Origin of the sequence: Microbacterium proteolyticum (assembly GCF_029639405.1) — a bacterium.
In the GTDB taxonomy this organism is placed as follows: Bacteria; Actinomycetota; Actinomycetes; order Actinomycetales; family Microbacteriaceae; genus Microbacterium.
On the sequence record NZ_CP121274.1, the window covers coordinates 691,279 to 711,496 of the forward strand.

The following is a 20,218-nucleotide window of genomic DNA, read 5'->3' on the forward strand; positions in this document are numbered from 1 at the left end:
GGGTGTCCAAGACACGCCGTTACGCCCCACCCGCATACGGCGTGTCTTGGACACTCGTCGTTTCGGGGCGGGCGCGGGGCGCGCGGCGGGGGCCTCAGACGAGCAGGCGCTCCAGCGCGTCGAGTGCGGGACGCTGACCCTTCACGAGGCGTTCGCGGGCGGCATCCAGGTCCGTCCACTCGGCCCGGTCGACCTCGGGGAACGCGGCCGTGCGACCCGAGCGCGGCGGCCACTCCATCTCGAACTCGCCGAACACGAATCCGGATGCCTCGAACCCGGTGCCGTCGCCGGCGAACACGACGAGCTTCTTGCTCGAGGTCGCCGCGAAGGTCCCGAGCTCGGCCCACTCCCCCGCCGGGGGTTCGAGCCCGAGCTCCTCGACGAACTCGCGACGAGCGGCGTCCCGCGGCTCCTCGGCGCCCGGCTCGAACTCGCCCTTCGGGATCGACCAGGCGCCGGAGTCCTTGCTGGCCCAGAACGGCCCGCCCATGTGCGCGATGAGCACCTCGAGCGCGGGATGCCGCCGGTACAGCAGCAGTCCCGCGCTCCAGGCGACCATCAGGCGCTCGCCGGGACGCGCGCGGCTTCGTCGGCGATCACGTCGGCGCGCTTGCGGAACGTGCGGGCGGTGACCCGGTCGAGCGCGATCTGACCGCGCATGCGCTCGGCCTTCTCGTACAACGAGGGGCCGCCGAACCCGGTGAGCACCTTCACCAGCACCGGCAGCAGCTCGATCATGAAGAACAGCGCCGCGATGAGCCAGTGCGCCCAGCGGAGCGTCGGCTCACGCTCGGACAGCCGCTCGAGCGCCGAGATCTGGCTCAGCAGACCGACCGCTCCCGCGTTGCCGTCCGCCACGGAAGCGGCGCGTTCGTTGTAGGCCGCGAGCGCCGCCTCGTACTGGGCCCGGGCGGCGGGAAGCTGGTCCTCGGCCTGCTGCTTGTTCTGGTCGGCCGACGCAGCGGCGGCGTCGGCACCGGCGGAGTTGGCCGCGGCCAGCGACGACTGCGCCTGCTGCAGCTGCGCCGCGAGCGCGTCGTACGACGACTGCGCCTGCGCGAGCTGCGCCTGCGCGGCCTCGGAGCTCGCGCCGTCGCCGGCGACCCCGGTGCATCCGGCGACCTCCCCGGCGCCCTGGCCGGTCAGTTCGCACTGGTACACCGCGCGTGCCTGGTCGATGACGGCCTGCTGGTCGGCGAGCTGCTGCGTCAGCTGGTCGACGGTCTGCTGGGCGGCGGCGGCTTCGGCCGACGTCGACGACGTTCCGGCGACGATCCCGGTGGCGGCCTGGTTCTCGAGGGTCGCGACCTGAGCGCTCGCGGCATCCAGGGCCTGCTTTTCTGGACCGTTCGTCACGGCATCCTGATCGGTGAGCGCCTGCGTGACGTTGGTGGAATTCACCTCGCGGTTGATGTCGTTCTGGAACACCTGCAGCACGAGCGGCTCAGCCACGACGATGCCGATGAGCGCCGCCATGATGATGCGGGGGAAGGCCAGACCGAGCAGTCGGAAGATGTTCTTCGTCGACCGCATCGTGGATGTCAGGAAGCGGTCCAGGTTGAAGATGATGAGGCCCCACACCAGCGCGAGCGGGATCGCCAGGAAGATGCTGATCCGCACGCCCGTGAGCAGCGCGAACATCATCGACAGCGCCGAGACGAGCGCCGTGCCGGCCAGCACGAGGAACATCTGAACGAAGCGCGGCACCTCTTCGGGCACCTCGTCGAGCACGTCGTTGTCGGCGCCGCCGAGCACCGCCAGGCGCCGCACGAGCGACAGGCTGGGACGGCGGGGGTCGGCACGTCGCAGCCGGGGCGGACGGGGATCGGATGCCACGGGCGCGGGGAACGGCGCGGCTTCGGACACCACGCGCTCGGGCTCGGGCTCGGGCTCCACGGGCGCGGGCGCGGGCTGCGGCTCGGCGGCAGCCTCGGGCTCCGGGGCGGGCACGGGCTCCGGGGCGGGCTCGGGCTCGAGGTTCTCGGGCCACTCGAACGGAGCGGTGTCGTCGTCACCGGCGGGCGGTGCACCCCAGGGCTCGGTGGGGTCGTCGAGGGTCACGGCGTCGGCCGACGCGTCGGCGTCGTCACGCTGCTGGGCGAGGATGTCGTCGAGGTACTGGGGCTCGCGATCGTCGTCCGTCGTGAACTCGATACGGCCGTCGGAGCCGAAGCGACCCGGCCGGTGAGCGGAAAAAGACATTCGCACAGGGTACGACGTGAGTCCTGCTCGCTCCTGAGCGGGGCCTGTGGCCTGGCCGAGGCCCCGCTCAGCGCCGGATCAGACCAGACGCGCCTTCGGCGACACCTCGTAGGTGTTCTCGGGGTCGGAGAAGACCGCGTCGCCGAGAGCCGTGTCGATCGCGGCGAGCGTGTCGGCATCAAGCGTCACACCGGAGGCCTTGACGGTGTCGGCGAGCTGCTCCGGACGCGAGGCGCCCACGAGTGCGGCCGCGATGTTCGGGTTCTGCAGCACCCACGCGATCGCGAGCTGCGGCATGCTCAGCCCCGCTTCGTCGGCGATCGGCTTCAGTCGCTGGACGGCCTCGAGCACGTCGTCGCGGAGGAACCGCTTGATGAAGTTCGCCCCGCTCTTCTCGTCGGTCGCGCGCGAACCGTCGGGCACCGGCTGACCCGGCAGGTACTTGCCGCTGAGCACGCCCTGCGCCATCGGCGACCAGACGATCTGCGAGATGCCGAGCTCCTCGCTGGTCGGCACGACCTTGCCCTCGATGACGCGCCACAGCATCGAGTACTGCGGCTGGTTCGAGATGAGCTGGATGCCGAGCTGCTTCGCGAGCGCGTGACCTTCGCGCAGCTGCTCGGCGGTCCACTCGGAGACGCCGATGTAGAGCGCCTTGCCCTGGCGCACGATGTCGGCGAACGCCTGGAAGGTCTCTTCGAGCGGGGTCTCGTAGTCGAAGCGGTGCGCCTGGTACAGGTCGACGTAGTCGGTGCCGAGGCGCTTCAGGGAGCCGTTGATCGAGTCGAGGATGTGCTTCCGGCTGAGACCGGTGTCGTTGGGGCCCATGGGGCCGGTGGGGAAGTAGACCTTGGTGAAGATCTCGAGCGACTCGCGCCGCTGCCCCTTGAGGGCCTTACCCAGCACCGTCTCGGCCGCCGTGTTGGCGTACGTGTCGGCGGTGTCGAACGTCGTGATGCCCGCGTCGAGCGCGGCGTGCACGGTCTGGATAGCGGCGTCGTCACCGACCTGCGATCCGTGGGTCACCCAGTTGCCGAGGGTGATCTCCGAGATCTTGAATCCACTGTTTCCGAGATAGCGATAAGCGACCATGCGTCCACGCTAGCCCGGGCCATCGACAATGGGGCCGCCGCTCTTCGGGCTCCGCCCGGGGTCACGGCGCGTTTCGCTCCTCGAGCTGCTCGAGACACCCGTCGTCCGGGTGGTGACGGAAGCGCAGCTCGGTCGCGAGCGTGTTCACCGCGCGCCGCAGAGGCGTCGGAGCCTGCTGGCCGACGTCGCCGAACTCGAGCCATCCCTCTTCCGCCGCCTGCTCGACCACCTCGTGCGCGAGCTTCTCGATGAGGCGCAGGTACTCGAGCTCCGGGGGACGCGATGACATGGACGGAGCGTACGGCGTCGAGGTCGCCACCGCCTCTTTTCCGCCCCGGCGCGACCCCGCGGCAGGCATGTCGGCGGGGCGAGCGCTCGGCTCGTCGTGACCGCGGCGTCGCACGAGCGCGTTCCGCGCCGTACATGAGAGATTCCGCGACGGCTCCTGGGAGAACCCTGACTGATCCAATCCATCCCCCCTCCCCACCCCGGATGACCACCCGTGCGGGGAGATTCGCCCCCGGTCGCCGCACTTCCCCCTTACCGCCCTCGAACCGTCCACGTGGACGCTGGAGGTTGACTTTTGTCGTTCCCGCACGTGCACCCCATCACCGCCGCCACCGAGCCCACCCCCGAACCGCTCCTCACCCCCGTCGCGCCGGCCCCCGGGCAAGGATCCACGGGAACCACCGATATCCCGCTCCCCGCCCAGCCCGGAACCACCGTGTCGGGCGGCTTCCTGCCCGACTGGTCGCTGGGCGAATGGCTCGGCTACAGCGGGATCATCGTCCTCGCGCTCGCCCTGACGATCGTCGCCACGACGACGTTGTGGTGGATGCTGCACGCCTGGCGTTCCGCCGATGATCTGCGGGCCACGCAGTTCAGCTCGACGCCGCGCCCCGCGCGACACCGGTTCACCCTCCTGGTTCCGGGCCGCCACGAAGAAGAGGTCATGGGGCAGACGCTCGACCGTCTCGCTGAGCAGGACCACCCCGACTTCGAGATCATCGCGATCGTCGGCCACGACGACCCCGGCACGGAGCTGGTCGTCCGCCAGGCTGCGGCACGGCATCCCGACCTCATCAAGGTCGTCGTCGACGACAGCGTGCCCAAGAACAAGCCCAAGGCGCTCAACCGCGCCCTCCAGATCGCCACCGGTGACGTCGTGGGCGTGTTCGATGCCGAAGACGAGGTGCACCCGGGCCTGCTGACCGTCGTCGACTCGAAGTTCCAGGAGACCGGCGCCGACGTCGTGCAGGGCGGGGTTCAGCTGATGAACTTCGAGACGAGCTGGTGGTCGCTGCGCAACGTGCTCGAGTACTACTTCTGGTTCCGCTCGCGCCTGCACTTCCACGCGCGCTCGAAGTTCATCCCCCTGGGCGGCAACACCGTCTTCGTCACGCGCGACCGCCTCGAATGGTCCCAGGGCTGGGACGACCAGTGCCTGGCCGAGGACTGCGAGCTGGGCGTGCGCCTGTCCAGCGACGGCGCCAAGGTCGTCGTCGCGTACAACCCCGAGTACGTCACGCGCGAGGAGACCCCGCCGACGCTGAAGTCCCTGTACAAGCAGCGCACCCGGTGGAACCAGGGCTTCCTGCAGGTGCTCGGCAAGGGCGAGTGGAAGGCGCTGCCGACGCTTCGACAGCGCATGTACGCGCGGTACCTGCTCAACATGCCGTTCCTGCAGGCCGCGACGGGACTGCTCATCCCCATCTCCCTCGCGTTCATCCTGCTGGTGAAGGTCCCCACGCCGGTCGCACTCATCACCTTCCTGCCGCTGGTGCCCACCGTCATCACCCTCGTGGCGGAGGCTGCGGGACTCACCGAGTTCGGCCGCGTCTACGGCAAGAAGGTGCGGGTGCGCGACTACGTGCGCCTCGTCCTGGGACTCGTGCCGTACCAGGTGTTCCTCGCCGCAGCCGCCGTGCGCTCGGTCGTCCGGCAACTGCGCGGCGACGGCAGCTGGGAGAAGACCGAGCACACCGGCGCCCACCGCGAGAGCGCCCCCACCCCCGAATCCGGCGAGCGCGAGCTCGTCTCAGCCGCGACGGAGGCGACCCGATGACCTCGACACTCGACCGCTCCCCGGCCGCCCCGCAGGGCACCGACCGGACCGTCCCGCAGACGCGCCGTCACGTCTCGGCCTGGCGAGCGCGCCTCGGCGACGCTCTGTGGCTGCTGCCGCCCTTGCTCCTCGGGCTCCTCGTCAACGCCGCGAACCTCGGCGGCTCGCCCCAGCGCATCGACGACGAGGGGACCTACGCCGCGCAGGCGTGGAGCATCGGCAATCTCGGCGAACTCACGCACTACACCTACTGGTACGACCATCCCCCGCTCGGCTGGATCCAGATCGCGGCGTGGGCCGGTCTCACCGACGCGTGGAACCGCTACGACGTGGCCGTGGTCGCCGCGCGCGAGGCGATGCTCGTCGCCAGCGCGATCGCCGCGGTCCTGCTGTGGTTCCTCGTGCGCCGCATCGGCTTCGCACGCCTCACGGCCTCGGTGTCGGTCGCCCTCTTCCTGCTGTCGCCGCTCGCCGTGCAGTTCCACCGACAGGTGTACCTGGACAACATCGCGACGGCATGGTTGCTGGCAGCCCTCCTGCTCGCCATGAGCCGCCGGGCGCAGCTCGCCGGCTACATCGGCGCGGCCGCGGCGTTCGGCGTCGCCGTCCTCACGAAGGAGACCTACCTCCTGGCCCTGCCGCTCATCGCCTGGCTCATGTGGCGGGGAGCGGACCGCACGACGCGGCGGTACACGCTGTCGGTCGCTGCCGCCGTTCTGGGGCTGATCGGATTGACCTACGTCGCCCTGGCCGCGGTCAAGGGCGAGGTCATGCCCGCGGCCGGTCGCGTGAGCCTGTGGGACGGACTGGCCTTCCAGCTCGCGTCGCGCGAGGGCAGCGGCTCGCTGTTCGACCCCGAAAGCCTCATGTCGCGCACCGTGGGACTGTGGTGGCAGCTCGATGCCGTGCTGATCGTGACCGCCCTCGCCGCCGCTGTCGCCGCCCTCTTCGTGCGGCGCCTGCGCCCGTTCGCCATCGCCCTGCTGGCCCTGACGGCGTTCATGTTCCGCGGCGGGTACCTCCCCGTCCCGTACGTGATCATGCTGCTGCCGTTCGCCGCGATCGTCGTGGCGGGCATGGGACAGGTCGCGGTGGAGGCGCTCCGCACGCACGGTGTCCTCCGCCGTTTCGGAGGCATCGCCGTGGCATCCGGTCTCGTCGTCGCCGTCATCGCCGCGGGCCCGCTGTGGGCGGCGCAGTTGCGCGGCTTCCTGCTCGCCGACCTCGACCGGCCGCTCCGGGACGCGGAGTCCTGGATGACGCAGAACGCCCCCGCCGATGCGCGCATGCTCGTCGACGACGCGATGTGGGTCGACCTCGTGCGCGCCGGCTTCGAGCGCGAGAACGTCGTCTGGTACTACAAGGCCGACACCGACACCGACGTGCAGGAGCTCACCCCCGACGGGTGGCGCGATTACGACTACGTCGTGACGACCGACTCGATGCGCACCTTCCCCACCGAGTTCCCGACCGTGCGCCAGGCGATCGAGAACAGCGCGGTCGTCGCCTCGTTCGGCGAGGGAGCCCAGAAGGTTGAGGTGCGTCTGGTCGACTCCGACCAAGCCGCCCTGGCCCAGGCCGCCGACGACGGTCTGTACGCCGCGCGGTCGGTCGCCGGCCAGCAGGTGCTGAAGAACCCCGACGTCGGCGTGCCCGCTGAGGAGCAGGACCTGCTGACCTCGGGTGTGGTCGACGGGCGCATCCTGCTCACCCTCGGCCAGCTCTCGGCCTCGGGGCGCATCGACGTCGCCGACATCACGCAGCTCGAGGGCGACCCCTCGGGCGTCCACCGGCAGCTGATCGTGAGCTCCTACGCCGGGCAGGACGCCCGGGCGGATGCCGCCGGAGCCGACGCCCTGCTGCGCTTCTACGAATCGCTCACCGGGCCGCTCCGGCCGGTGTCGGTCGAGCGCAGCGATGCGGGCGTGGTCATCACCTTCTCGCCCGACGAGCCCGTCGACCTCCTCCCCCGTCCTGCCGAGTGATCCCCCTCTCCCCCCACGAAAGGACCGTCATGTTCCGCTTCGCCTCCACGACCTCCTCCCCCCGCCGCGTGACGCGGATCGCTGCGGGAGCCACCGCCGCGCTCGTCGCCGCCGGCATCGCCGCAGCGGTGGCCCCCGCAGCCCACGCGGCCGACGCCGCACCGGGTGGATGGGCCCGCGTGGCCCACCTGTCGCCCGACACGAAGTCCGTCGACGTCCAGCTGACCGCGCTCGCCGGCGGTGCCGTCGTGTACGAGCTCGACGACGTCGCGTACGGCGCGGTGAGCCCGTACATCCCGCTCGCCGACGGCACGTACGTCGTGTCGATGGTGCCGTCCGACGCCGCCGACGGCTCCCAGCCCATGGTGCAGCAGTCGATCGACATCGCCGAGGGCGAGCCGCTCACCGTCGCCGCCTACGGCCGTAACGCCGACCTGAAGACCACGGTCTTCGAGGACGACCTCTCCGCCCCCGCGGAGGGCCAGGCACGCGTGCGTGTCGTGCAGGCCTCCACCGTCGAATCGAGCGTCGACGTCGACACCACCGAGGGACGCGTCATCGCGCGCGACGTTCCGGCCGGGTCGGCGACCGGTTACGCCGCGGTCCCCGGTGGCTCGTGGGACCTCGCGCTCACCGGGGCGACGGAGTCCGCGACATCGGCCGTGGACCTGCCCGCGGGTTCCGTCTCGACGGTGTTCGTGCTCGATGACGCGAAGGGGTCGCTGACGGCGCAGGCCATCACCGACTCCGCGACGCTGGCTGACATGCCCTTCGGCGGCATCCACACCGGCGGTGGCGGCACCGCGTCCGCGTCGACCACGCCTCTCGGCGCGGCGGCGGGCATCGCCGGCGTGCTCGGCCTGCTCGCCGTGGCCGGCGTCCTGATCCGTCGCCGGGTGCGGGCGGGCGCGTGAGCATCGCGCGCCGCGCCCTGGCCGGTGCTGCGCTCGCGGCCGCCGTCGTCGTGACGGTGGCCGCGTGCAGCGCCCCTGCCGAACCCGATACGTCACCGGAGGATGCGACCGCCGCCTCCGCGACGGCGTTCCTGGACGCCTACGTCGACGACGGGCGCGTCGTCCGCACCGACCAGGGCGGTGACACCGTGAGCGAGGGGCAGGCCTACGGCATGCTCCTTGCCGTGGCCGCGGGCGACGCCTCGCGGTTCGACAGCATCTGGAACTGGACCACCGCGAATCTCCAGCGCGACGACCTCCTCCTCTCGTGGCAGTGGAAGGACGGCGGCGTCGTCGACGAGCAGCCCGCCTCGGATGCCGATCTGGATGCCGCGCGGGCATTGGTCCTCGCCGGAGACGCGTTCGACCGCGACGACCTGCGCGAGCAGGGCGTCGCACTGGGTGCGGCGGTTCTCGACGAGATGACGGCCGAGACCTCGCTCGGGCGCATCCTGCTCCCGGGCCCGTGGGCCACGGCATCCCCCCACGCCTACAACCCGTCGTACGCGTCGCCGGCCGCCTACGCCGTGCTCGAGCGGGCCTCGGGGGATCCCCGGTGGACGGAGCTCGCTGCGGGCAGCCGCGAGGCGACCGCCGCGCTGCTGGATGCCAACGCCCTGCCCACGGACTGGGCCACCGTGGCCGCGGACGGGTCCGTGGCGATCGCCGGCTCAGCCGGGGGCGGGGGCGAACCGGGATACGGCTACGACGCGGCACGCACGGCGATCCGATTCGCCGAGTCGTGCGACGCGGCCGACCGCGCACTGGCCGCGCGCATCGCGTCCGCCCTGCCCACGGATGAGACCCTGCCCGCCGAGCTCGACTCCGGCGCGGGGTCGCGCACCACCGACCAGCACCCGGTCGCCTATGCCGCTCGGGCCGCCGCGGCTGCGGCGGACGGCCGGTCCGATGACGCCCGCGCCGACCTGGGACGTATGGCCGACACCGCCGCGTCCACGCCCACCTACTACGGGTCCGCGTGGAACGCCCTGACCACGGCCATGCTCTCGGGCGACGTGCTGGGCGGCTGCCCGACACTCGCCGACGACGCCGCCGGGGCGGCTGCGAAGAGCACGACCGCCCCGGGAGTCGGCGCCGCGGCGGGGTTCCAGGACCCCGTCGCTCCGGCGTCGGCCAACACGGCGCCCCCGGTGCACATCTCCATCCCCGCCATCGGAGTGGACACCGACCTCATCGGCCTCGACCGGGGAGCGGACGGGTGGATCCAGGCGCCCGCGGACTACGACGCCGTCGGCTGGTACGAGAAGGGCGTGCTGCCGGGCGAGGTGGGCCCGGCGGTGATCGCCGGCCACGTCGACTCCCCCACCGGCCCGGCGGTGTTCATCGACCTCCCCCGTCTCACCCCGGGAGACACCGTGGCGATCGAGCGCGCGGACGGCTCGACGGCGGACTTCGTCGTCACCGGCCTGCAGACCGTGGAGAAGGACAGCTTCCCGACCGAGTCGATCTACGCCCCCACTCCGACGCCGCAGTTGCGGCTCGTCACGTGCGCCGGGGCATGGGACCCGGCCAGCGGCCACTACGTCGACAACCTCGTGGTCACCGCGGTCGCGGCCTGACGACCGTGCGCCGCAGCGCGCGGGATCAGCCGACCGGCGTCTCCGCCGCGGCCGCTTCGTCTTCCTCGGTCGCGACGAGCTGACCGCACGCCCCGTCGATCTCCTTGCCGCGGGTGTCGCGGAGCGTCGTCGGGATGCCGGCGTCGTTGAGGCGACGCACGAACTCGTTCTGCACGGGCACTTCCGACGCCGTCCAGATCGAGCCGGGCGTCGGGTTCAGCGGGATGGGGTTCACGTGCACCCAGCCGCGACCGCGGGCGTTGAGCTTCTCGGCCAGCAGGTCGGCGCGCCACGCGTGGTCGTTCATGTCCTTGATGAGCGCGTACTCGATGGAGACGCGGCGTCCGGTCTTGTCGAAGTAGGCGCGGGCGGCATCCAGGGCCTCGTCGACCTTCCAGCGGGAGTTCACCGGGATCAGCTCGTCGCGCAGGCCGTCGTCGGGCGCGTGCAGCGACAGCGCGAACGTCACGGGGATGTCCTCGTTCGACAGCTTCGTGATCGCCGGGACGAGACCGACGGTGGACACCGTGATCCCGCGGGCGCTCATCCCGAGACCGTGCTCCTTGTCGACCATGACGCGCACGGCCTGCATGAGCCGCGCGTAGTTGGCGAGCGGCTCGCCCATGCCCATGAACACGATGTTCGACACGCGGTCGAGCGAGTGATCGTCGCGCTTCTTGCCTCCGAGGCCACCGGCGGCGATGAGGGCATTGGCCCGCACGACCTGCTCGATGATCTCGGCGGCCGACATGTTGCGGGTGAGGCCGGCCTGCCCGGTCGCGCAGAACGGGCAGTTCATGCCGCAGCCGGCCTGGCTCGACACGCACAGGGTGATGCGCCCGGGGTAGCGCATGAGGACCGACTCGACGAGCGCGCCGTCGTGCAGCTTCCACAGGAACTTGATGGTGTCGCCGCGGTCGGTCTCGAGCCGGCGCACCTCGGTCAGCAGCGGCGGGAGGAGTCCCGCGACGAGCTCTTCGCGACCGGATGCCGGCAGGTCGGTCATCGCGGCCGCGTCCGACGTGTAGTGGGTGAAGTAGTGCTTCTCGAGCTGCTTCGCGCGGAAGCCGGGGAGTCCCAGCTCCTTCACCTTCGCGACGCGCTCCTCGGCGGTGAGGTCGGCGAGGTGCACGGGCGGCTTGCCGCGCTTGGGGCTGGCGAACTGCAGCAGCGGACGCCCGGTCTCGTCCTTGGCCTGCTGCCAGCCCTCGGTCTTGGGGCGCACCTGGCGGGGCTTGGTCTCGCGGATGCCGGTGTCGGCCGGGGCCCCCGCGGGACGCACCTGCCGGGGCTTGGTCTCGCGCACGGGGGTCTGATCGGTCATGGGTTCCAGGGTACCGGCGGCCGCCTGCGGCGAGGCTGGGCGCGGGCTCTGCCCGCAGGACGCCGGCGGCACCGCCCGGCCGCGCGGCGATCCGACGGACACACCGGCTCTGCGGGAGGGGCGAGACCGGATGCCGCGCAGCCTCCGACACGGCAGCCCTAAACTGCATCCCATGCCCGGTGCCGGTGACGTCCCTCTCCCGCCCGGCGGCGTTCACAAGCTCCTGAACAACAACGTCGTCGTGTCTATCGACGCCGACGGCCGCGAGCGGGTGCTGATGGGGCGGGGCATCGGGTTCCAGCTCAAGCACGACGGCCGGATCGACCTCGCGAAGGTCGAGAAGACGTTCGTCCTCGACCAGGCCACCGACACCGCCCACGCCCGCAAGCTCCTCACCGACGCGCCGTACACGCTCGTGCAGGCCGTGCTGCACGCGGTCGACGAAGCCGAGCGCGAACTCGGGCGCGACCTCGGCCGCCGGTTCCCCCTCGCGGTCATCGACCACGTCCACTACGTCGTCGAGCGCCTCGACCAGGGCATCCGGATCCCCGGCACCTCGATGCCCGAGCTGCGCATCCTCCACCCCGACGAGTCGCGCGTGGCGGAGCACATGGCCGCCTCGATCGCGGCATCCCTGGGTCGCGAACTCCCGCCCGAGGAGGGCGTGTTCCTCACGATGCACCTGCTCAACGCGACGCGCGACGAACCGAACGGCACGGCGGCGCTGCTCTTCCGTCGAGTGCAGCACGTCGTCCGCACGGTGGAGACGGGCCTCGGCACGACGCTCGACACCGACAGCGCCGACTACGCGCGGTTCATCCTGCACGTGCGTTTCCTGCTCCAGCGGCTCGTCGATCGCACGATGCTCGCCAGCGGCGACTCGTCGTTCTTCGAGTTCGCCAAGCAGCGCTATCCGCGTTCGTTCGGCATCGCCGAGGCGGTGAAGGCGTACGTCCTCGCGGCGACGAGCTCGACGCTCACCGACGAGGAAGTGCTGTACCTGATCGTGCACGTCGAGCGGATCGCGACGAGCATGGGCCGCGGCGACGCCGGTGGCGACCCCTCTGCACCGGTGCTATAGTCGCCACCGCAGGCGTCACACCCTGCCGACGATTTCCGGATTGTTACCGCGCGAGCGGGCAAGACCTGAATCCACATCGCTGACGAGCGATGAACGGATTCGGGTCTTTTTTATTGCCCGAAACCCTTCGGAGCGTCGCCGAACATCTCGAAGAGGCCGCACAGAAGCGGCGAAAGGCAGGCGGATTCCGATGACGGATCACGCGAAGACGGCGGCGGGGGTTCTCGCCGGTGTCGGTGGAGAGAGCAACGTCCAGTCCCTCGTGCATTGCGCGACGAGGCTCCGGTTCGTCCTGAAGGACGAAGGCAAAGCGGATGCCACGGCGATCCGGGCCGTACCCGGCGTCATCACCACGGCCCAGGCGGGCGGCCAGTACCAGGTCGTCATCGGCAACGACGTCCCGGACGTCTACGCGGCGATCCACGCCCAGACGAAGCTCGGCGCGGGCACGACTCCGACCGAGGAGGGGCCGAAGGGCAACCTCTTCAACCGCTTCATCAAGATGATCTCGGCGATCTTCACGCCGATCCTGTGGGCCCTCGCGGGCACGGGCCTGCTCAAGGCGTTCGTCGCCGCGGCCGTCACCTTCGGCTGGCTGGATGCCACGAGCACCACGTACGTGATCCTCAACGCGCTCTCCGACGCGCTGATCAACTTCCTCCCGATGGCCCTCGCCATCACCGCGGCGCGGTACTTCAAGGCATCCGAGTTCACGTCGTTCGCGATCGCCGGCGCCCTCGTCTACCCCTCGATCGTGGCGCTCAACGGCCAGCCCGACATCACCTTCTTCGGCATCCCGGTGACGATGGTCAGCTACGTCTCGAGCGTCATCCCGATCATCGTGATCGTGTGGCTGCAGAGCCACGCGGAGCGGTTCCTGCTGAAGGTGCTGCCCGGCGCCGTGAAGCGGTTCCTCACGCCGATGATCGTGGTCGCCCTCGCCGTTCCGCTGGTCTTCCTCGCGATCGGTCCGATCTCGAGCCTCATCGGCGGAGGCCTCGCGGCCGCGATCGGCTGGGTCTTCGAGACCGTGCCGTGGCTGGGTGGCGCGATCATGGGCGGCCTGTGGCAGGTCTTCGTGATCTTCGGTCTGCACTGGGGTCTCGTTCCGCTGTTCCAGCTCGAGCTGCAGACCACGGGACAGATGCTCCTCATCGGACCCGTGTTCGCCGCGGTCCTCGCCCAGGCCGCCGCCGTCGCCGGCGTGCTCGTGCGCTCGCGCAACAAGAACCTCCGTTCGCTCGCGGCCCCCGCGACCCTGTCCGGCTTCCTCGCCGGCATCACCGAGCCCGCGATCTACGGCATCAACCTGCCGCTCAAGCGCCCCTTCGCCTTCGGCATCGTCGGCGGTGCGCTCGGTGGCGCGCTCATCGCGATGGGCGGGGTCTTCTCGAAGGCGTTCGTCGTCCCCTCGGGCCTCGCGCTCCCCGCGCTGCTCGGCAACGGCAACATGGTCATGCTGGGCATCGGTCTCGCGGTCGCGATCATCGTGCCGTTCCTCCTCACCGTCATCGTCGGCTTCACGGACCCGGTCGACGCCGCCGCCCCGGCGGCTCCCGCCGCGGCGACCGACACGGTCGTGCTGAGCCCGGTCGACGGCACCGTCGTCCCCCTCTCGGAGGTTCCGGATGCCGCGTTCGCCGATGCCTCGCTCGGCAAGGGCGTCGCGATCCGTCCGACCTCGGGCGCGGTCTACGCCCCCTTCGACGGCACCGTCGTGGCCGCGTTCCCGACCGGGCACGCCCTCGGGCTCCGCGGGGTCGACGGTGTGGAGCTGCTCATCCACGTGGGCCTCGACACCGTGAAGCTCGGCGGCGAGCACTTCTCGCTGAAGGTCTCGTCGGGTCAGCAGGTCACGGCCGGCGATCTCCTCCTGGAGTTCGACGGCGCCGCGATCGAACGCGCCGGCTACGACCTCGTCACCCCCGTCATCGTGACGAACGGCGATCTCTACCCCGACGTCGCCGAGGTGGCATCCGGCCCGCTCTCCCACGGCGAGACGCTGTTCCGGGCCGTCTCGGTCGACTCCCTGTCCACCACCCGCTGATCCCCCAGGAGACGCACGCATGAGCAACACCCCCTTCCCCGACGGCTTCCTCTGGGGCGGCGCGACCGCCGCCAACCAGATCGAGGGCGCCTACGACGAGGACGGCAAGGGCCTCTCGGTGCAGGACGTGATGCCCCGGGGTATCTCGGGCCCGCGCACCGAGCGGCCGACGCCGGACAACCTCAAGCTCGTCGGCATCGATCACTACCACCGCTACGCGGAGGACATCGCGCTCTTCGCCGAGATGGGCTTCGGCGTCTACCGCTTCTCGATCGCGTGGAGCCGCATCTTCCCGAACGGCGACGAGACCGAACCGAACGAGGCCGGCCTCGCGTTCTACGACCGCGTGCTCGACGAGCTCGAGAGGCACGGCATCGAGCCGCTCGTGACGATCTCGCACTACGAGACGCCGCTGCACCTGGCCGAGCAGTACGGCGGGTGGACGAACCGCGCGCTCATCGGGTTCTACGAGCGCTACGCGCGCACCCTGTTCGAGCGTTACGGCTCGCGCGTGAAGTACTGGCTCACGTTCAACGAGATCAACTCGCTCCTGCATGCCCCGTTCATGAGCGGCGGCATCCCGATCCCCGAGGGCGGCGTGCCCACGGGCGAGCTGTACCAGGCCATGCACCACGAGCTCGTGGCATCCGCCCGGGCCACACGCATCGCGCGCGAGGTCGCGCCCGCGGCGCAGGTCGGGTGCATGGTGCTCTCGATGCCGATCTACCCGCTGACGCCGTCGCCGGCCGATGCGGTGGCGGTGATGGATGCCGACCACGGCAACCTCGTCTACGGCGACGTGCACACCCGTGGCGAGTACCCCGGCTACTTCCTCCGCCGTCTGCGCGAGCAGGGCATCAGCCTCGACATCACCGACGAGGACCGCGCGGATCTGAAGAACACGGTCGACTTCGTGTCGTTCAGCTACTACATGTCGATCGCCGAGACCGCCGACCCGACGAAGCGCGCGGCCGGCGAGGGCAACATCATGGGCGGCGTGCCGAACCCCACGCTGCCGGCGAGCGAATGGGGTTGGCAGATCGACCCGGTCGGCCTGCGGCTCGTGCTGAACCAGTTCTGGGACCGCTGGCAGAAGCCGCTGTTCATCGTCGAGAACGGCCTGGGCGCGCGCGACCGGCTCGTCGAGGTGGACGGGGAGAAGACGGTCGTCGACGACTACCGCATCGCCTACCTCAACGACCACCTCGTGCAGGTCGGCGAGGCACTCGAGGACGGCGTCGACGTCCTCGGGTACACCTCGTGGGGCTGCATCGACATCGTCAGCGCCAGCACGGCGCAGCTGAGCAAGCGATACGGTTTCATCTACGTCGACCGCAACGACGACGGCTCCGGAACCCTCGATCGGTACCGGAAGAAGTCGTTCCACTGGTACGCCGACGTCATCCGGACCAACGGCGCGTCCCTGACCCGCTGATCCCCATCGATCGGGTCGGCCCCGAGCCCTCGCGGTTCGGGGCCGACCCGCGGAGAACCATGACCCGCATCGCCTTCCTCGACGTCGACGGCACGATCCTCGAGCACGGCTCGCTGATCGCCCCCTCGACCGTCACCGCCATCCGACAGGCTCGCGCCAACGGTCACCTCGTGTGGCTGTGCACCGGGCGTGCCGACGGCGACATCCACCCCGACGTCCGGGCCATCGGCTTCGACGGCGCGATCAGCAACGGCGGCGCCTACGCCACGCGCGACGGCGAACTCGTCGTGCAGCACCCGATGCACCGCGACGACGTGGCGGCGATCGAGCAGTACTTCCAGGCGCACGGCATCCACTACTTCCTGCAGACGCACGAAGCGGTGTTCGCCTCTGCGGGCATCGAGTCGATGATGCGCGAGTACGTGCGCGAGCGGCTCGCCCGTCGGGCCGCCGAGATCGCGGCGCTGGGTCACGACGTCGAGCCGACGACGTCGATCCCGCGCGCCCGGCCGCTGGCCGACATCGACCGCGACCGCGTCGCCAAAGCGGTGTTCGTCAGCCCCGCGGCCGACACCGTGACCCACGGCGCCGCGGAACTGGGCGAGCGCTTCCACGTCATCCCGGGGTCGATCCCGCTGCCCGGCGGCTCGAACGGCGAGATCGGGCTCGCGGGCGTGACGAAGGGGTCGGCGATCCTCGAGGTGCTCGCGCTGCTCGACCTCGATCCGGCGGATGCCATCGGCATCGGCGACTCCTGGAACGACGTCGAGATGTTCGAGGTCGTCGGCACCCCCGTCGCGATGGGCAACGCGGTGCCCGAGCTGCAGCGCCTCGCCGGCCGTGTCACCACGTCGGTGCTGGAGGACGGCGTGCACAACGCCTTCGCGGAGCTCGGCCTGATCTGACGCGGCGCCCCCTCAACCCGATAAGCGGCATCGGCGGAGAGAAACGGCGCGACAACGCGTTTCTTACCGTGGATGCCGTTTATCGCTGAAGGGAGCCGCGGCCACACGCATCGCCCACAGCCCCGGGCAACAGCCCCGCCTCAGTCCAGGAAGATGTCAGGGTACAGCGCGGCGTCGGGGGTGCCGGGGACCGCGGCGTAGCCGGAGAAGTCCGTCACACCGGCGGCCTCGAGGACGTCCTCGACGATCAGCGTCCGCCCGGTCAGCTCGCGCGACGGGGACGTCAGCACCTCGTACGCGGCATCCGCGTAGATCTCGGGCGTCCGAGAGACCCGCATGAGCCGGTCGCCGCCGATGACGTTCTGCACCGCCGCGGTCGCGATCGTCGTGCGCGGCCACAGGGTGTTGGCCGCGATCCCGGCGTCGGCGAACTCCGCCGCGAGACCGAGGGTCGCCATCGTCATGCCGAACTTCGCGAGGCTGTAGCCGGTGTGCGCGCCGAGCCACTTCGGCGTGACGTTCAGCGGCGGCGAGAGCGACAGGATGTGCGGGTTCTCGGCGTCCTTCAAGACGGGCACCGCGGCGCGCGAGAGCAGGAACGTCCCGCGGACGTTGACGTCCTGCATGAGGTCGTACTTCTTCGTCGCGAGGTCGAGCGAACCCGACAGGTCGATGACGCTGGCGTTGTTCACCACGATGTCGATGCCGCCGAACTCGCCCACCGTTCGGAGGACGGCCTCGGTGATCGACCCCTCGTCGCGGACGTCGCCGACGATCGGCAGCGCCTGCCCGCCCGCGGCACGGATCGCGTCGGCCGCCGTGTGGACGGTCCCCTCGAGCTTCGGGTGCGGGGTGTCGGTCTTGGCCAGCAGTGCGACGTTCGCGCCGTCGCGCGCGGCGCGCAGCGCGATCGCGAGGCCGATGCCGCGGCTGCCGCCCGACATCAGGATGGTCTTACCGGCGAGCGTGGTCATGAGCGTCCTTTCGCGGAGGCGGCGGCGAACGCCGCGACCCGGGCGCGCGCGTCGGGGGTCTCGAACGCGGCGCCGATCGTGGCGGCCTCGTCGGCGAGGTTCTCGGCGAACGTGCGCCCCGCGCCGACGCGCACGAGACGCGTCGCCTGACCGAACGCGGCGGTCGCCCCGGCCAGCCAGAACCGGGCGATCTCTTCAACACGCACCGCCAGATCCGTGGATGCCACGACCTCGGCGACGAGACCCCACTCGAGGGCCTCCGCGGCGTCGATCATGCGGTCCTGGAGGAGCAGTTGCAGCGCGCGGCGCTGACCGATCGCCGCGGGGAGCAGGGTGGAGACGCCGAGGTCGGGGGTGAGACCGATGTTCGCGTAGCGGCTCACGAAGCGGGCGTTCTCGCTCGCGACGACGTAGTCGGCGGTGAGCATGAGGCCGAGGCCGCCACCCGCGACCGCCCCCTGGACGGCCGCGACCATCGGCCGCGGCGCTTCGACGAAGGTGCGGATGCCGTCGTGGATGGCCGTCGCGGTCTCGGTCACGTCCGCACCCGACGCCCCGGTCGTCGCCATCGCCACGACGTCGCCGCCGGCGCAGAACGCGGGGCCCGTGGCATCCAGGATGACGGCTCCGACGGAGGCGTCGGAGGTGACCTCGTGCGCGACCTCGCGCCAGCGGCGGGCCATCGGGAAGTCCATCGCGTTGAGCGAGGCCGGGCGGTCGAACGTGACGCGGGCAAGCCCCGCGTCGATCGAGAGCAGGATGCCGTCGGTCATTTCGGTGCCATCCGGATCGCGCCGTCGAGGCGGATGGTCTCGCCGTTCAGGTAGCCGTTGTCGACGATCGCGAGGACGAGTCGCGCGTACTCGTCGGGGGCGCCGAGGCGCGAGGGGTAAGGCACCTGCTGCCCGAGCGAGTCCTGCGCCGCCTGCGGCAGACCCTTGAGCATGGGCGTCTCCATGATGCCGGGGGCGATCGTGACGACGCGGATGCCGTGGCGGGCGAGCTCGCGGGCGATCGGCAGAGTCATCGCGTGGACGCCGCCCTTGCTCGCGGAGTAGGCGGGCTGACCGATCTGCCCGTCGAACGCCGCGACGCTGGCGGTGTTCACGATGACGCCACGGTCGCCGCCCTCGGCCGGCTCGGACGCGGCCATGATCGCCGAGGTCTGCGCGATCACGTTGTACGTGCCCACGAGGTTGATGCGGACGAGCCGCTCGAAGTCCGCCAGCGGGGTCGGCCTCAGATCCCGGTCGAGCACCTTCGCGGGCGGTGCGATGCCGGCGCAGTTCACGACGACGCGGAGCGGCCCCGCCTCGGCGGCGCGGGCTGCGGCGGCGGCGACCTGCGCGGGGTCGGTGACGTCCGCGGCCGCGAACGTGCCGCCGAACTCGTCCGCGACGGCCGCACCCGCGGAGGACGGCAGATCGATGATCGTCACGTGGGCGCCGGCGGCCGCCAGGCGACGCGCGGTGGCGAGACCGAGCCCCGAGGCCCCTCCGGTGACGAGGGCGGATGCACCCGCGATGTCCATGCGTTCTCCTTCGAAGCAGAAACTCAGTGTCACTCTACCCGGGACTCAGGTTCGGGGTGGACGGATGCGAGGGGGTCGGGAGGAGCGCAGGATCGGAAGTCGCACCGTGCCCGTGGGGACGGCGTCCGACAGGAGCGCGACCTCGTCGGGGTTCCATCCGTACGCGTCGCGCACGTGGGCTCCGAGGGTGGCGACGGGCGAGGGCAGGATGACCTCGACGCCCCGGGGCACGCCGACGGCGTTCGGGTCGAGATCCCGCGCCGCCGCCTGGAGCTGGACGACGAGCGTGCGGACGCGCTCCTGACCGTACGCGGCGGTCGCCAACCGCCAGTCGCCGACGACCACGAGGGTGCCGGCCGCGCGGCGGCGCGCCGCGTCCAGGCGCGCGCGGGCGACGATCAGCCAGGCCGCGCACGCGGTGACGACGGCCGCGGCCGAGACACCGGTGATCATCGCGGGGACGAAGAAGAACCCCGCCAGGACGGTGGCCGAGTCCCACCCCGCGCCCACCCCGATCAGCATCCGCACGACCGAGTAGACCGCGTAACCGGCACTGACGATCGCGATGACGAGGAGGGGCCGCGTGGGTTCCGCGGGCGCTCGCAGAGCCGCCCAGGCGCAGGCGGTGCAGGCCACCGCGACCGCGACGCCCTTCACCGCCAACGGCGTCGGCTGGGGCACGGTCGTGGACACGACCGCGACGGTCACCGTCAGGGCGAACGCCAGCACACCGGGCTCGAGCGCGCGACGTTCGGTGAGCACGCACAGGCCGACGAAGAGCAGGGAGGGGGCGAGGACCATCGCTGTGTCGCCGACGATCTGGAAGACCATGCCACCCCCGGCGCGCGAGATCACGTAGAGCACGCAGGCGCTCACGGCGCAGACCAGGAAAGCGAGCGTGAACCGGAGGAAGAGCCGCATCGTGCTCGGCCCGCCGAGGTGGGGGATGGCGACGAGGAGGACGCTCGCAACGACGGCGATGCTGATCGCGAGCAGCGTCACCGAAAGAGCCACGGCACCCTCACCCCCTGTGTCGCCGTCCGG

At 71.0% G+C, this 20,218-nt stretch carries 17 protein-coding genes; 8 read left to right on the forward strand and 9 right to left on the reverse strand.

Annotated elements, in window-relative coordinates; all coding sequences use genetic code 11:
- Window positions 1-94: 94 nt before the first annotated feature.
- The 4 genes from P8R59_RS03990 to P8R59_RS04005 all read right to left on the reverse strand — a co-directional run bounded on the left by P8R59_RS03990 (window position 95) and on the right by P8R59_RS04005 (window position 3,583).
- A complete protein-coding gene (locus P8R59_RS03990) occupies window positions 95-559 on the reverse strand; it encodes an NUDIX domain-containing protein (protein ID WP_278102833.1) in 465 nt (154 codons plus the stop codon).
- A complete protein-coding gene (locus P8R59_RS03995) occupies window positions 559-2,202 on the reverse strand; it encodes a DUF4407 domain-containing protein (protein ID WP_278102834.1) in 1,644 nt (547 codons plus the stop codon). Before P8R59_RS03995 ends, P8R59_RS03990 begins: the two co-directional genes overlap by 1 nt.
- A 78-nt stretch (window positions 2,203-2,280) precedes the next feature.
- Complete coding sequence (locus P8R59_RS04000) at window positions 2,281-3,294, reverse strand: aldo/keto reductase family protein (RefSeq protein WP_278102835.1); 1,014 nt, start codon at window positions 3,292-3,294, stop codon at window positions 2,281-2,283.
- 61 nt (window positions 3,295-3,355) lie between these two features.
- Window positions 3,356-3,583: a hypothetical protein gene (locus P8R59_RS04005; RefSeq protein WP_278102836.1), complete on the reverse strand. Its 228-nt coding sequence runs from the start codon at window positions 3,581-3,583 to the stop codon at window positions 3,356-3,358.
- Window positions 3,584-3,877: 294 nt separating this feature from the next.
- Here P8R59_RS04005 and P8R59_RS04010 point away from each other — a divergent pair, with 294 nt between their 5' ends.
- From P8R59_RS04010 to P8R59_RS04025, 4 genes are read left to right on the forward strand one after another with little or no spacing between them, the layout of a single operon-like run.
- The gene (locus P8R59_RS04010) at window positions 3,878-5,359 is read left to right on the forward strand and encodes a glycosyltransferase (RefSeq protein ID WP_278102837.1); all 1,482 of its coding nucleotides are present in this window, start codon (window positions 3,878-3,880) and stop codon (window positions 5,357-5,359) included.
- Entirely contained in the window at window positions 5,356-7,344 is a 1,989-nt protein-coding gene (locus P8R59_RS04015; RefSeq protein ID WP_278102838.1) for a hypothetical protein, read from the forward strand. The genes P8R59_RS04010 and P8R59_RS04015 overlap by 4 nt, the downstream gene beginning before the upstream one ends.
- Window positions 7,345-7,373: 29 nt before the next feature.
- On the forward strand, window positions 7,374-8,258 hold the full coding sequence (locus tag P8R59_RS04020) for a DUF4397 domain-containing protein (protein WP_278102839.1): 885 nt from the start codon (window positions 7,374-7,376) through the stop codon (window positions 8,256-8,258).
- Window positions 8,255-9,877: a class F sortase gene (locus tag P8R59_RS04025; protein ID WP_278102840.1), complete on the forward strand. Its 1,623-nt coding sequence runs from the start codon at window positions 8,255-8,257 to the stop codon at window positions 9,875-9,877. Before P8R59_RS04020 ends, P8R59_RS04025 begins: the two co-directional genes overlap by 4 nt.
- Before the next feature lie 25 nt (window positions 9,878-9,902).
- Here the strand turns inward: P8R59_RS04025 and rlmN are convergent, their stop codons facing one another.
- On the reverse strand, window positions 9,903-11,201 hold the full coding sequence (gene rlmN / locus P8R59_RS04030) for a 23S rRNA (adenine(2503)-C(2))-methyltransferase RlmN (protein ID WP_175627539.1): 1,299 nt from the start codon (window positions 11,199-11,201) through the stop codon (window positions 9,903-9,905).
- 172 nt (window positions 11,202-11,373) lie between these two features.
- On the opposite strand from rlmN, the gene P8R59_RS04035 reads away from it, so the two are divergent.
- The 4 genes from P8R59_RS04035 (at window position 11,374) to P8R59_RS04050 (ending at window position 16,669) form a co-directional block, all read left to right on the forward strand.
- A complete protein-coding gene (locus tag P8R59_RS04035; RefSeq protein ID WP_278102841.1) occupies window positions 11,374-12,282 on the forward strand; it encodes a PRD domain-containing protein in 909 nt (302 codons plus the stop codon).
- A gap of 190 nt (window positions 12,283-12,472) precedes the next feature.
- Window positions 12,473-14,329: a beta-glucoside-specific PTS transporter subunit IIABC gene (locus P8R59_RS04040; protein WP_278102842.1), complete on the forward strand. Its 1,857-nt coding sequence runs from the start codon at window positions 12,473-12,475 to the stop codon at window positions 14,327-14,329.
- 19 nt (window positions 14,330-14,348) lie between these two features.
- On the forward strand, window positions 14,349-15,764 hold the full coding sequence (locus P8R59_RS04045) for a glycoside hydrolase family 1 protein (protein WP_278102843.1): 1,416 nt from the start codon (window positions 14,349-14,351) through the stop codon (window positions 15,762-15,764).
- Window positions 15,765-15,823: 59 nt separating this feature from the next.
- Entirely contained in the window at window positions 15,824-16,669 is an 846-nt protein-coding gene (locus P8R59_RS04050; protein WP_278102844.1) for a Cof-type HAD-IIB family hydrolase, read from the forward strand.
- A gap of 140 nt (window positions 16,670-16,809) precedes the next feature.
- On the opposite strand, the gene P8R59_RS04055 is transcribed toward P8R59_RS04050, so the two are convergent.
- From P8R59_RS04055 to P8R59_RS04070, 4 genes are read right to left on the reverse strand one after another with little or no spacing between them, the layout of a single operon-like run.
- Window positions 16,810-17,643, reverse strand: coding sequence for an SDR family oxidoreductase (locus P8R59_RS04055; protein WP_278102845.1), 834 nt, complete (start codon window positions 17,641-17,643; stop codon window positions 16,810-16,812).
- Window positions 17,640-18,416 carry an enoyl-CoA hydratase/isomerase family protein gene (locus P8R59_RS04060; RefSeq protein WP_278102846.1) on the reverse strand — a complete coding sequence of 259 codons (777 nt, stop codon included), beginning with the start codon at window positions 18,414-18,416 and terminating at the stop codon, window positions 17,640-17,642. The genes P8R59_RS04055 and P8R59_RS04060 overlap by 4 nt, the downstream gene beginning before the upstream one ends.
- A complete protein-coding gene (locus tag P8R59_RS04065) occupies window positions 18,413-19,174 on the reverse strand; it encodes an SDR family NAD(P)-dependent oxidoreductase (RefSeq protein WP_278102847.1) in 762 nt (253 codons plus the stop codon). Before P8R59_RS04065 ends, P8R59_RS04060 begins: the two co-directional genes overlap by 4 nt.
- A 45-nt stretch (window positions 19,175-19,219) precedes the next feature.
- Window positions 19,220-20,188: a hypothetical protein gene (locus P8R59_RS04070; protein ID WP_278102848.1), complete on the reverse strand. Its 969-nt coding sequence runs from the start codon at window positions 20,186-20,188 to the stop codon at window positions 19,220-19,222.
- Window positions 20,189-20,218: the final 30 nt, after the last annotated feature.

Coding starts and splice junctions, on each gene's coding strand:
- P8R59_RS04005 (WP_278102836.1), bottom strand. CDS start 3,583: ATGTCATCGCGTCCCCCGGAGCTCGAGTACCTGCGCCTCATCGAGAAG.
- P8R59_RS04050 (WP_278102844.1), top strand. CDS start 15,824: ATGACCCGCATCGCCTTCCTCGACGTCGACGGCACGATCCTCGAGCAC.
- P8R59_RS04065 (WP_278102847.1), bottom strand. CDS start 19,174: ATGGACATCGCGGGTGCATCCGCCCTCGTCACCGGAGGGGCCTCGGGG.
- P8R59_RS03995 (WP_278102834.1), bottom strand. CDS start 2,202: ATGTCTTTTTCCGCTCACCGGCCGGGTCGCTTCGGCTCCGACGGCCGT.
- P8R59_RS04020 (WP_278102839.1), top strand. CDS start 7,374: ATGTTCCGCTTCGCCTCCACGACCTCCTCCCCCCGCCGCGTGACGCGG.
- P8R59_RS04035 (WP_278102841.1), top strand. CDS start 11,374: ATGCCCGGTGCCGGTGACGTCCCTCTCCCGCCCGGCGGCGTTCACAAG.
- rlmN (WP_175627539.1), bottom strand. CDS start 11,201: ATGACCGATCAGACCCCCGTGCGCGAGACCAAGCCCCGGCAGGTGCGT.
- P8R59_RS03990 (WP_278102833.1), bottom strand. CDS start 559: ATGGTCGCCTGGAGCGCGGGACTGCTGCTGTACCGGCGGCATCCCGCG.
- P8R59_RS04040 (WP_278102842.1), top strand. CDS start 12,473: ATGACGGATCACGCGAAGACGGCGGCGGGGGTTCTCGCCGGTGTCGGT.
- P8R59_RS04015 (WP_278102838.1), top strand. CDS start 5,356: ATGACCTCGACACTCGACCGCTCCCCGGCCGCCCCGCAGGGCACCGAC.
- P8R59_RS04060 (WP_278102846.1), bottom strand. CDS start 18,416: ATGACCGACGGCATCCTGCTCTCGATCGACGCGGGGCTTGCCCGCGTC.
- P8R59_RS04000 (WP_278102835.1), bottom strand. CDS start 3,294: ATGGTCGCTTATCGCTATCTCGGAAACAGTGGATTCAAGATCTCGGAG.
- P8R59_RS04055 (WP_278102845.1), bottom strand. CDS start 17,643: ATGACCACGCTCGCCGGTAAGACCATCCTGATGTCGGGCGGCAGCCGC.
- P8R59_RS04045 (WP_278102843.1), top strand. CDS start 14,349: ATGAGCAACACCCCCTTCCCCGACGGCTTCCTCTGGGGCGGCGCGACC.